The 12522-nt window shown below is 69.2% G+C and carries 6 protein-coding genes and 1 pseudogene; 6 read left to right on the forward strand and 1 reads right to left on the reverse strand.

Annotation, left to right across the window (positions count from 1 at the left end; all coding sequences use genetic code 11):
- Positions 1–161: 161 nt before the first annotated feature.
- The 3 genes and pseudogenes from ACQEV8_RS18280 (at position 162) to ACQEV8_RS18290 (ending at position 4185) form a co-directional block, all read left to right on the forward strand.
- Complete coding sequence (locus ACQEV8_RS18280; protein ID WP_432961443.1) at positions 162–1799, forward strand: IS200/IS605 family accessory protein TnpB-related protein; 1638 nt, start codon at positions 162–164, stop codon at positions 1797–1799.
- 56 nt (positions 1800–1855) lie between these two features.
- Positions 1856–3618: pseudogene (locus tag ACQEV8_RS18285) on the forward strand (IclR family transcriptional regulator domain-containing protein).
- A gap of 114 nt (positions 3619–3732) precedes the next feature.
- On the forward strand, positions 3733–4185 hold the full coding sequence (locus ACQEV8_RS18290) for a hypothetical protein (RefSeq protein ID WP_432961445.1): 453 nt from the start codon (positions 3733–3735) through the stop codon (positions 4183–4185).
- Positions 4186–4219: 34 nt separating this feature from the next.
- Here the strand turns inward: ACQEV8_RS18290 and ACQEV8_RS18295 are convergent, their stop codons facing one another.
- Positions 4220–5323 (reverse strand): toll/interleukin-1 receptor domain-containing protein, encoded by a 1104-nt coding sequence (locus ACQEV8_RS18295; RefSeq protein WP_432961447.1) that lies wholly within the window; start codon positions 5321–5323, stop codon positions 4220–4222.
- Between the two features lie 314 nt (positions 5324–5637).
- Between ACQEV8_RS18295 and ACQEV8_RS18300 the strand changes: the two genes are divergently transcribed.
- The 3 genes from ACQEV8_RS18300 to fxsT all read left to right on the forward strand — a co-directional run bounded on the left by ACQEV8_RS18300 (position 5638) and on the right by fxsT (position 12322).
- Complete coding sequence (locus ACQEV8_RS18300) at positions 5638–6771, forward strand: FxsB family cyclophane-forming radical SAM/SPASM peptide maturase (protein ID WP_432961449.1); 1134 nt, start codon at positions 5638–5640, stop codon at positions 6769–6771.
- A gap of 267 nt (positions 6772–7038) precedes the next feature.
- Positions 7039–8343 (forward strand): FxsC protein, encoded by a 1305-nt coding sequence (fsxC, locus tag ACQEV8_RS18305; RefSeq protein ID WP_432961450.1) that lies wholly within the window; start codon positions 7039–7041, stop codon positions 8341–8343.
- A 16-nt stretch (positions 8344–8359) separates the two neighbouring features.
- On the forward strand, positions 8360–12322 hold the full coding sequence (gene fxsT, locus ACQEV8_RS18310; RefSeq protein WP_432961452.1) for an FxSxx-COOH system tetratricopeptide repeat protein: 3963 nt from the start codon (positions 8360–8362) through the stop codon (positions 12320–12322).
- The last annotated feature ends 200 nt before the right edge of the window (positions 12323–12522 follow it).

The raw sequence follows: 12522 nt of genomic DNA on the forward strand, positions 1-12522 counted from the left end.
TGAGTGAGTTCTGGTGTGCATGAGTGAGAGTGCGGCTGCTTGTGGAGGGGCCTGGCGTCGGGGAACGGGAGTTCTTGTTCCGAACGGGTGACCTTTGCCGGTGGTGGTCGTTGGGTGTGACGGCGGGATGTCTTCGGGCCTGGGAGGGGAGGGTGGTGGCGGTGGGTGGGCTGCGGGAGGTGACGGCGCCGTTCGTCGTGCTCGGCCCGTCCGGTGTGGCGGTGCGTGACCGTCTCAAGCACCTCACGGTCGAGGATGAGAAGGTGCTCAGGCTGGTGGGCGCGCATCTGGGATCGCTGGCGTCGAAAGACCTCAAGGCCCGCTGCCGGGACGGGCTTGGACACTGCGCCGATACCTGGGCGGCGCGCAAGCGGGAGCTGACGGCCCTGTCGTCCTCGCGGTGGGCCGGGTCGATCACGAAGGCCACACACGACCAGTGGGCACTGGCCCGGCGCGGGCAGGCAGCGCATGTGCGGTCTCTCGAAGCCGGTATCGCCACGATCCGGCACCGCCTGTCGCTCCCGGTCGGCGAGAAGGGCACCAAACACGCTCCGGGCGGCTACCGCTCGGCCCGCGAGTGGTTCAGCAAGTCGCGCCGCCTGCATGTCCTCGAAGACCGGCTGAACAGAGTCCGCGCTGAGCGTGACAGCGGCGTTGTGCACGTGGTGCGGGGCGGTAGACGGCTGCTGGGCACCCGCCACCACCTCGACCAGGCGCAGCTCACCGAGGTCCAGTGGCGGACACGCTGGGAGGCCGGGCGCTGGTTCCTCGCCGCTGACGGGGAGTCCGGGAAACGCTTCGGGAACGAGACGATCCGCATCACGCCCGACGGTGAGGTGTCGATCAGGCTCCCGGCACCGCTCGCCGGCCTGGCCAACGCCGGGCACGGCCGGTATGTACTCGCCGCGAAGGTGAGCTTCCCGCACCGGGGGCAGGGGTGGGCCGACCGTGTGGAGGCGAACCGGGCGGTGGCCTACCGCATCCACCACGACGTGCAGCGTGGCCGCTGGTATGTGACGGCCTCCTGGCAGATCCCACCGACGAAGACCGTCCCGATCGAAGCAGCCCTCGCCCACGGCGTGATCGGCGTGGACACCAACGCCGACCACCTGGCCGCATGGCGCCTCGATCCCCATGGCAACCCGGTCGGCCGGCCCCGCCGCTTCGGCTACGACCTGTCCGGCAGCGCAGACCATCGTGACGCCCAGGTACGCCACGCCCTGTCGCGGCTGCTGAACTGGGCGAAGTCCTGCCGCGCGGCCGCCATCGCGGTCGAGGACCTCGACTTCACCGCGGACAAGACCCGCGAGAAGCACGGCCGCCGACGCCGCTTCCGGCAGCTCATCTCGGGCATGCCCACCGGCAGGCTGCGGGCCCGGCTGACCTCGATGGCCGACCAGAGCGGCATCAGCATCATCGCCGTCGACCCCGCCTACACCAGCAAATGGGGCGCCCAGCACTGGCAGAAACCACTGTCCACCCCCACCCGCAAGACCAGCCGACACGATGCCGCGAGCATCGCGATCGGCAGACGCGCCCAAGGGCATCCGATCCGGCGACGGCCGACACCGCCCCGTGCACACCAGAGCGATGTGCACGGGCATCGGACCATCCAGGCCCGACCGGACACCCCCGGGCGTGAGGGACCCCGCCCCCGCATTCCCGGACCACGGACACGATCCGTGCCGCCGGACGCGGTGAGAACGCGGGCGACCAGGGCATCCACAACCGTTCGGGACGTCCGCAGCGACCAGGAATGGGTCCAAGACTCACTCCTGCTCACTGAACAGGAACGGTAGCGACGCCAGGAGCCGGATTACCGTAGGCCTGCCGCGACCGCCGTACCGGAGAGCCGATGCCAGCGAAGCCCATGAACGACGACCCCGAGGGGTCTGCCGCCTCGGCCGAAGAGAACGGGGGGCCGGTGAACGACGGCGGGACACCGGCCGAGGCGAGTGGGCGCGCTGCCGGGGCGAGCGGGGCACCTGCCCTGAGGGCGGGCGCATCCAGGGACAGAGACAGGGGTTCGACCGCTCCGGATGAGACGGTCACGCCACTGATACGCGGCATCGCGGTGCTGCGGGAACTGACCGAGGCGGACGGCACACTGAGCCTGAGCGGCCTGGAACGGGCCACCCGCCTCGCCCGCTCCACGGTCGACCGCATCACGGCCACCCTCGCCCGCATGGGCTACGTCCGCGTGGACGGCCGGGACGTACACCTCTCCCCTCGCCTGATGGAACTGGGCAACGCCTACCTCGCCGCCCTGCGTCTCCCCGCCCTGCTCGCGTCCCGGGCAGACGCCCTGGCCGACGAACTGGACGAGTCGGTCTCCCTGGCGGTCGCCGACCGCGACGGCATCCGTTTCATCCACCAGGCCACCCGCCGCCGCGCGATGTCCCTGAGCTTCCGTATCGGCGACCTGCTCCCCGCCGAACGCACCGCCCCCGGCCCCCTGTTCGCGACGGAGTGGACGGCCGCCGACTGGCAACGCTGGCGCGAACGCCGCGCCGCGGACCCGAGGGACCTCTCCTTCACGGCCGTACCACCGCGCAAGTACGGAGCGGACGCGAGAGACGACGAGACGTTCTCGAGCCGCACGCGGGAGGCGGCCGCGCACGGCTGGGCCTTGGACGACCAGCTGATCGAACCGGGCCTGGTGGCGGTCTCGGTACCGGTCCGCTCCCCTCACACGACCGCCGCCCACCGGCCTCCGGTATGCGTGGCCAGCGTGGTCAGCCACACCAGCCGCCACACGGCACACAGCCTGCGCACCACCCTGCTGCCGAGGTTGCGGGCAGCGGTGACGCAGATGGAGCGGGAACTGGACCGCACCCCACCCCCACCCCCGGCACACCACCGTCGGACCTGGCGCTCTGGACAGGTGCGTCGAAACAGCAACTCGGCCGCGACTTCATCGAATCCCTGGCGCGGGGCCTGACGGTGCTCACGGCCTTCGGCGAGGGCAGGCCGGAGCTGACGCTCACGGAGGTGGCCCAGGCAACGGGCCTGGCCCGTGCGACGGCCCGCCGCGCACTCATCACCTACGAACACCTGGACCTGGTGACACCGACAGGCGACCGCACCTTCGCCCTGACCCCCCGGGTCCTCTCCCTGGGCTTCCCGCCCCTCTCCCGCACGACCCTGCCCGACATCGCCCACCCCCACCTCGCCGACCTGACGTCCCGCATCCACGAGTCGACGTCATTGGCGGTGCTCTCGGACTCGGGCGAGGAGATCCAGTTCACGGCGAGGGTGACGACGGGCCGCGTCATGAGCGTGAACATCACCCTGGGCACCCGCCTGCCGGCCTACGAGACAGCTCTGGGCAGAGTCCTCCTGTCGGACAGGGCCACCACGGACACCCTGACCGCGATCCGCTCCCAGGGCTACGCCCTGGTGGACGAGGAACTGGAAGAGGGCCTCCGCTCCATCGCGGTCCCGATCCGCGACCGTTCCGGCAGGGTCGTCTCCGCCCTGAACACAGCGATGCACGCAAGCCGCCACAGCCTCCGGGAGTGCGTGACGGACCTCCTCCCGGAACTCACGACCACAGCCACCCGCATCGAATCGGACCTCCACACCGCCGCCCGCTTCACCCACGTCCCCCTGACCTGACCCCCACCTCCGACACGAACCATGCGCCGGCCGTGGGGACGGTCCAACGACGGCACCGGTGCGCCGTGGCAGAGGACTACCTAGGATGAGAGCACCGGGACACTGGGGGGATCGATGTCCACGCTGGGTGAGGCCAGTTCGGGGTCCGTGAACGGATCGGCGCCCTTGGGCGAGGAACGGCTCAAGCATCTGGAGTTTCTGCAGGCCGTCATCACACGGTTGTCCAACCATTCCTTTCTGGTCAAAGGGTGGGCCTTGACGCTGGCCGCCGGATTCTTCGCCGTCTCCACCAGCCAGCAGAGCTGGCAAGTGGCCGCCAGCGGGTTGGTGCCGCTGGCTTGCTTCTGGTTCCTGGACGGCCTGTTCCTCCGTCAGGAGCGCCTGTACCGGCATCTGTACGACGATGTGCGGCGCCCCGGGGTGGAAGTGGAGACGCTCACCATGGACGTGCGGCCGTATCTCCGGCGGATCAGCTGGTTCGAGGCGACTTTCTCCCGCACGCTCCAACTCTTCTACGGCGCCTTGCTGGTCGCCGACGCGACGCTCGTCGCCGTCCTCCTGCGATGAGCCGGCTCCGCCTCCCCGGGACGCGTCGCGGTCCTCAGGGTGCCTTGCTCTTGATGTAGTCGACGAGGTCCGGCAGATCCCCCTCGCCCGTCTCGGGGTCGAGGGTGTAGAGGGTCGGACCCCTCAGGAAATCGGGTATGTGCGCACTACCGTGCTCAGGGAAGGACACCAGCAGTATCCGCTCGTACCATTGGCGGTCGGCCATCCGCTCGTTGAGGATGTAGTCCGCCTCGTACCCCACTCCGTCTCCCTTACCCGGCACCTCCTCGTGCTCGGCGCGGCGCTTGTACGCCGGTGAGACGATCACGAGCACGAGGTCCGCCTCCTTGTACTGCTTGCGCATCCACCGTGGCCAGTGCTGGGGCCCCTTGCGGTGGGCGATCGTGTCCAGCAGGACGCCGATGCCGTGGTCGCGGAGCCGTTCGCCCAGGGCCGCGACCCTCTTCTTGTGGATGTCGCCGTCCTCCTCATGCGCGTAGGACAGGAACACGCGGGGTCTGTCCGGGTCGTCGGCTGCCTTTCGCGGCTGTGGCACGTCGGCCTGCGGAGCAAGCGGCGGCTGCAGGACCCGTGGCTCGCTCTTACCTGGAGGGAACGGCAGTGCCAAGTCAGGCAGTTCGTCGACGGACACCTCGAGCGGGCCGTGCGCAAACCCGTCGCAGACAGCGGCGGCGATCCGGTCGACGGCGTCCCGGTACGCCTCGGAGCTCACCCCGCACTCCTCGCGGATGATGCCGTAGAGGCCCTTGCAGGCGTAGCTGTCCGTGATCTCGCCGCTGAGGACCGGTGCGAGGGGGAGTCCGGAGGGCGGATTGGCCGGCTGCCAGCGCACCAGGACGCGGGCAGGTGGGTCGGAGGGGCGGAACTGTGGTGGCTCGAGGTGCAGTCGGTGTTCGAACACCGCCCAGTCGGCGCCGCAGCCCTCGTCGGCGTAGTAGGCCTGCGAGCACAGAGCGACGAAAACACGCGCCTCCGCGACGAGGGAGCGGTTCGTTTCGCCCTGCCCGCCGCGGCACATGGCCGCCGTGACCGTACGTCCCTTGAGCCGCTCCACCGCCTGTACCAAGTCCTGATGGAACAGCGCCGCATAGTAATGGCTCTCTTCGGCGGCAAAGCTCGTGATGAAGTCGTTGGCCATGTGCAACCCCTCCACTCCCTGTGCCCGCGGTAGCTGTGGTTACGCCGAGAAGAACCCAACGTTGGCCAGTTGGCTGCTCATGGGACACCGGTCGTTCCTCGTACGCTGAGCGGGGGGACACATATCGCCACGCCGTCCGCCGCTCCGGCGTGGCACCTGGCCGACCCCCGCGCAACGAACGGGGGGGTCGGATGCAGGGAACTTCGCCGAGCCTTGACACTACGTCATCGCCGGTAGTCGGGAACAGGCATCAGGGACCTACTTGGGACGACTCGACACCGCCTCCCTATCATTGGCCAAAGCCTCGGACATCCGTGACGGAAGACGGCCGGACAAGGCTCAGGGCTTTCGATCAATTCATCACCAAGCTGTCCAGCCGTTGCAATCTTCGCTGCGACTACTGCTACGTATATGAATTGCGAGACTCCGGATGGCGAAAACGCCCCCGGATCATGTCCGCACCCGTCCGCGAAAAACTCGTCTCACGCATCGCGGAACACGCGGGACGGCACGACCTGGAGCGCGTCCGGGTACTCCTGCACGGCGGGGAGCCGCTCCTCGCGGGCGCCCGGGTGATCGCCGACTTCACCACGTCGGTCCGCCGAGCCCTCCGGGGGGCCGGGACCGAGGTGGAATTCGCCCTGCAGACCAACGGCGTGCTGCTCACCGAGGCGTTCCTCGATCTGCTGCTGGACCTGGGTGTCACGGTGGGCGTCAGCCTGGACGGCTACGCCGAGGCACACGACCGGCACCGAGCGGGGCGTGGCTTCGGCAAGGGCAGTCACGCACGGGTGGCCACCGCGCTCGCCCTGCTGGGCGGTGCTCGCTACCGACCGCTGTTCGGCGGCCTGCTGTGCACGATCGACCCGGCGAACGATCCGGTGCGCACCTTCGACGCCCTCACCGTCCACCGCCCACCCGCCGCCGACTTCCTTCTGCCGCACGGCACTTGGGACCACCCGCCGACCGGCGGGGGCGGTGACGGGGCGCTGTACGGGGCTTGGCTCTGCGCCGTCCACGACCGATGGAGGGCGACCGGGCGGCCGATGCGGGTCCGGCTCTTCGAGTCGATCGAGACACTGTCGCTGTCCGGCGGCGGAAGCAGCAGCGAGGTACTGGGCACCGTGCCGACGGCAGCCGTGGCGATCGAAACGGACGGCACGGTCGCGTGGACGGAGTCGCTCAACGCTGTCGCGGAGGGGGCGGCCGGCACGGGCGGCACGATATTCAGCCACTCCTTCGACGCCCTGCTGGATCTTGACGGTGCGCCGGAGGACGGTGTGGGGTCTCTGTGCCGCACGTGCCGTGAGTGTCCGCTGGTGCAGGTGTGCGGCGGCGGACTGCGCGCCCACCGCTTCGGACGCGGCCGGGGATTCGCCAACCCCTCTGTCTACTGCAAGGACATCTCCGCCCTCATCCGGCACTCCGCACCCTGGACGGATCAATGACTCCGATATTCCGGAACGCGCGGCCGAAAAGCGACGACCACCAGCGCATATGTGCGACTCTGCGCGTCCTTTCGGGCGGGAGCATAGGCAATATCGGGTTTTCCAGGGCGCCTGGTGGGCAAAACCCCATAGCATGGAGTCAATTGGCGTGGGGGTGACGCACAAACGATAGCTACCTGCGCACGCCACGTCGATGTGGGTCCATGGGCAAAGACCGAGCCGTGGTTGCAACAGGAGGCAGGCCCTTGGGGGGATGTTATGGGGCCATTGTTCTTTACCAGCTACGCCAGCTCGACCGGCGACAGAGGACCGGTCCAACGGTTCCATGTCGATGTCCAGAACGAGATCTACAGCGTCCTGGGCCGCACCTCCTCCGCCGAAGGCCGGCTGAAACGCCCCGAGCCCGCCGCCGGACCCGATCCCGCGGTGCTCGACTGTCGCGCCCTGCTGATCCTCTACTCGGCGGAGTACGTGGACGACGCGCAGTGCGCCACGGAGTGGTCAGTCTTCGCCGAGCGCATGGACCGCTGCATGCGGCGCACCGGGGAACGACCCGACTCGGTGGTGGGCGTCGTCTGGCGCTCGCACGCGCTGGTGCTTCCCCGGCCCGTCACGGTCGTTCGACACATCGTCAACGAGGAGTATCAGGGGCCCGGCGCGCTCTGCCTCCAGCAGGATCCGCGCAGTCGGGACCGCTACCACTCCATCGTGCGCCGCGTCGCGGCGCGCCTGATGCGCGCCGCCGAGTCACCGCCACCCGTGATGTCCGAGGCGGAGAGCCGCGCGGTCACCCCACAGTTCGGGCCGAGCCGCGCGATGGCGTACAACCGGCGCGACATCGCGGAGCCGGCGACCTGTCCGCCCAGCGCTGCGGCGGCGGCTTCGGACCGCGACCGGCACCTGATGCTTCTCCTGGTGGCCGCTGACAGCGACCGGATGGGCCGGCTGCGTGACCACCTCGACTACTACGGGGAGCGCGCCGAGGACTGGCGCCCCTTCCGCCCGCGCAGCGAGGAGACCGTGACCTCCACCGTCGGTTGGGCGGCGCGGGCCTGCGGGGTCGACCGCCTGGCCGTCATCGCACCCGGTCCGGACGGTCCGTTACCGAACGACGTCGACGAGTCGGTGACGGTCCTCGTCGTGGTCGACCCCTGGCTGACGGGCGATCCGGCGTTCCGCGTGCTGTGGGAGCGGATCGTACGGTCACGGGCGCGAGTCGCCGCCGTGGTCGTCGTACTCGCCCGAACGGACGAGGAGAGCACGGCCAACGCGGTCCGACTGCGCGAGGCGGTCTGCCGGACGCCGGCCCGGATGCTCGACGCGGCCCATCACGAGGCGGGCAGTCGGGAAGCGCTCGCACACATCGTGGTGGCCGTGATGGCCGATTCCGGCACACCTTCGGAGGGTGACGCGGGCACCACCCGCCGTAGAGCAGGGGAGTTGACGATCGAGAGTCCGGCGGAACAGCGCGTCCGCAGGCAGCGGGAACGCGTCGGCTGGCTCAGGCGCGGAACGAACCCGTGGCCTCCGGTACTGAGCAGAACGCCCGGCGAATCGCTTGGCCCGGGCTGAGCACATGAGGCGGGGGATGACTACCACAGAGGCAGCGAAGGCGTCGGGTTCGCCGAGTTCAGCGAAGATCATTTCCTTCTACTCGTTCAAGGGCGGAGCCGGTCGCACCATGGCCCTGGCGAACGCCGCCTGGATCATGGCCAATCAGGGCAAGTCGGTGCTGGTCATCGACTGGGACCTGGAGGCGCCCGACCTTCACCTCTACTACGGCGCCTTCCTCCGCGTCTCCGACCTCAGCTACGCCGACGGTGTGCTGGACATGTTCTCCGCCTTCGCCGGCGCCGCCGCCGGCATCGGCGACGACGACCTGCGGGCCCTGCACCCGCAGCACACCGACTTCGAGCGCTACCAGATCGACCTCGACCACCCGTTCCCCAACGGCGGACGGCTGCACTACATGGGCCCCGGGCGTATGGACGAGGAGTACGCCAACCGCCTGGCCAACTTCAACTGGACCGGATTCCACACCAGCGACGACGGCCAGGAGTTCCTCCAGGCACTGCGAGAGCGGCTGCACGACAGCGACTACGACTACATCCTGATCGACAGCCGTACCGGCTTCTCGGACGGGGCAAGGATCTGCACACTCGCCCTGCCCGACAAGGTCGTCATAGCCCTCACCATGAATCCCCGGGCCATCCAGGGCGCACGCAAGGCCGCCGAGCTCATCCGCCAGCACCGCCCGGCCACCGAGCTGCACTTCGTGCAGATGCGGGTCGACCAGAACGAACGGGACCGGCTGAACCAGCGCTTCGTCGAAGCGCGTCAAGCCCTCGACCCCTATCTCGGCATCACGGACGAGGATGCGTTAGGTCTCTACTGGGGCCAGATGAGGGTGCCCTACGTGCCGTACTACACGTTGGGCGAGGAACTCGCCGTAATGCGGGACGACCCCCGCGTCAGCGGCGGGATCGCAGCGGCCTACGTGCACCTCGTCGACCGGATCACCGATGGGGAGATACGCGACCTCCAGCCGCCGTCGCCCCAGAACTACCTCGCCTATCGTCGGCTCCTCGACCAACGCGAGTGGCTGCAGGCCGAGCAGGAAACCGAACCGAGCACGGTCACCCTGCTGCACGCCCCCAACGACCAGCTGTGGGCGGACTGGATCGGGGAGCTCCTGCGGCCGACCCGGATCCAGATCGTCCCGCCGGGCGACAAACCCGCTGACTCGCTACCCGACACCACCTACGTCCTCGCCCTTCTCTCCCCTCACCTGGCGGGGACACCGGCGGGTGACACCGTCGCGCGTCTCACCACCGGCGCGCCCGTCGGCAGCGGTCCGGGCGACCAGCGGATCGTCGGCGTGCGGGTGGGCACCGCACGGCTCGCGCCGCACTTCGAGTTCGGCCGGCAGAACACCATCACCCTGGACGGGCAGAGCGAGGACGTGGCCCGCCAGGAGCTGCTCGCCCACTTCGGGCTGCCCACCGACACCCAGACGGGTTCCGCCTGGGCCGGGCCCCGCTTCCCCGGACTCCAGCCAGCGGTGTGGAACCTGTCGATGCGCAACACCGGGTTCATCGGGCGCGTCGACCAGCTCAACGCGCTGAGAGAGGGCTTCGACTACTCGGGCGCGGACCACTCCGCGCCTCAGGTGCTGTGCGGCCTGACCGGTGTGGGCAAGCGGCAGATCGCCCTGGAGTACGCCCACCGGTTCGCCTCACAATACGACCTGGTCTGGTGGGTGCCGGCCGCGACCGTCGAGAGCGTCCAGGACTCCCTCACCAAGCTGGCCAGGGCGATCAACGCCAAGAGCGACGGCCGGCGCACCAGCGAGGACCGGCAGACACTGCTGGACGACCTGCGACAGGGGCGGCATCCGGGACTGCGCCGGTGGCTGCTCGTCTTCGACGGCGCGGCCGGCCAGCAGACCGTCGAGGACTACATCCCCACGGGCGGCTCGGGCCATGTCCTGATCACCTCGAACGACACGGAATGGGCCTCCCCGTACACGAAACACGCCGTCGCCCCCTTCACTCCCGAGGAGAGCGTGGCCCTGCTCAGCCACCGGCTGCCCGGCTCCGCCGAGGAGGAACTGCTTCGGCTCGCCGAACGGTTGGGGCACCTGCCGATCGCGGAGGAGGCGGCTGCCGCCGTCCTGCGGACCTGCCCCCAGGACATCGACCCGTACATCGCCCTGCTCGACAGCGGCCAGATGGCCTCCCAGGAAGCGGCCGTGCCCGAGTACCGGGCCTTCACCGACGTCTGCCGCCTGGCCTACGACGACCTCCGGCACCAGTCTCCGGCCGCCGCACGGCTCCTGGACCTGTGCGCGTTCCTGTCACCGGACGGCGTCGGCATGAACGTTGTCCAGTCGGACCGGATGGTGGAGCTGCTGAAGCCCTTCGATCCCGAACTCGGCGACTCCGTCTTCACCCTGTACCGCCATCTCAACCTCCTCGGCAAGCAGGCGCTCGCCGTCCAGGACCTCCCCTCCCAGACCCTCATGATCTGCCGCGTGGTGCAGGATCTGGTGCGCGGCTGGATGTCCGAGGAGGAACGGGCCACCACCCGCGCCGAAGCCCTGGGGGTCCTCGCCTCGATGGTGCCGAACGATCTGGAACGTCACCGGCCGAAGCATCACGACACCTTCGCGGAGCTCGACAAGCACGTCATCGTCTCCGGGGCCCTCGAGAGCACGGACTCGGAGGTCCACCGCTGGCTGATCAGCCAGGTCTACCACCGCTGGATGTCGAACGACTGGGTGGGCGCCCGCGAACTGGGCGAACGGGTCCTGGAGCGCTGGCGGCAGTCCCTGGACCCGGAGCACCTCATGGTGCTGCGCATGGAGTCCCAGCTCGGCGCGGCCTGCCGTCTCCTCGGTGACTACCGCACGGCGCTCGGACTCACCACCCATGCTGCGACCACCCTGCGCAGTAAGGGGAGCAGCCAGGCCGACATCCTGCTGGCCCGCCGCGGCTACGCGGCCGACCTGCGTGCCACGGGCAAGTTCAAGGAGGCCTTCGACGAGGACCGGGCCACCTTCTCGGGGCTGCAGGACGCCATCGGTGAGAACGCCAACGGAACGCTGGCCGCCTCGCACAACCTCGCCCTGTCCAAGTTCTACTTCGAGTCGGTCTCGGCCGCCATCCTCCAGGAGCAGCAGGCGCACGAGCGGCGCGGACAGAGCGCCCCTGACAAGGACCCCGACCCCAAACGATGGGTGTCGTACGCCCACCTCGGCACCTACTACCGGGAGTCGGGCGACCTGGCCACCTCGGAGCGGTATCTGACGGAGGCCCGTAACCACCTGAACAGGCTGCTGGACTCCGGCTCCCACCACACGCTGGGCGCGGTCGCCAGTCTGGGCATGACCATGGTGCGCCAGGGCGACGTGCACCACGGCCTGCCGCTGCTGAAGGACGCGTACGTCGCCTACCGCAATCGGTGGGGCGAGGAGCACCCCCGCACGATGTCCTGCCGGCTGTCCCTGGCCATCGGTCTGCACGCGCAGGGCCGGACCGTCGATGCCGTGGCCTACACCCGGGACGTCTTGGTCCACTACATCGACGTGTTCGGCGACGACCACCCCTTCACCGGCATCTGCCGCAGCAATCTCGCGCAGTATCTGCTGGTCGGCGGGGACGCGGAGGAAGCGAGCGAGCATGCGGGCAAGGCAGTACTCCAGTTGAAGGACACCTTTCATCGCAAGCACCGCTACACGCTGGTCGCCCGGATGAACCAGAGCAACTGCCAGGCGGCGCTCGGCTCCCTTCCCGCGGTGGAGCTGGCGCACGAGGACCAGGACGTCCACAACGGCTGCAAGGAACGGTCGGCGTGGGGCGAGAGCCACCCGGTCACCCTGATCGCCATGGCCAACCTGATCGCCTCCCGCCCACCGGCCGACGGCGAACCAGCGGCAAGCCTCAGGCGCAAGGTCTCCGAATACCTCCCGAAGGACCACGAGCTCGCCCGGGCGTTGCTGGCCGAGCCCTATCAGAGGATTGGCGCCGATCTGGAGGTGCAAGGTGTCTGACCCTTCCACGGCACCGGCGTACGCCCCGGCGCGCGAACTGGACGGAGGCAATCGAAGGATGGGCGAACTCGACTTACGACTCCGGCGGTTACTGGAGTCATGCGGTGTGGAACATCTCGCGTTCTACGATCGCGACCGGGCAAGACTGGTCGTCGCAGAAAACTCGCAACCGCACTCGCAGCCGCCGAAGAAACGGCCGG

The sequence above is a fragment of the Streptomyces sp. CA-179760 genome (assembly GCF_050937045.1).
Classification (GTDB): Bacteria; Actinomycetota; Actinomycetes; order Streptomycetales; family Streptomycetaceae; genus Streptomyces.

What these genes read in the sequence shown, in the direction of transcription:
- ACQEV8_RS18295 (WP_432961447.1), bottom strand. Translation starts at nt 5,323, where the DNA reads ATGGCCAACGACTTCATCACGAGCTTTGCCGCCGAAGAGAGCCATTAC.
- fxsT (WP_432961452.1), top strand. Translation starts at nt 8,360, where the DNA reads ATGACTACCACAGAGGCAGCGAAGGCGTCGGGTTCGCCGAGTTCAGCG.
- ACQEV8_RS18290 (WP_432961445.1), top strand. Translation starts at nt 3,733, where the DNA reads ATGTCCACGCTGGGTGAGGCCAGTTCGGGGTCCGTGAACGGATCGGCG.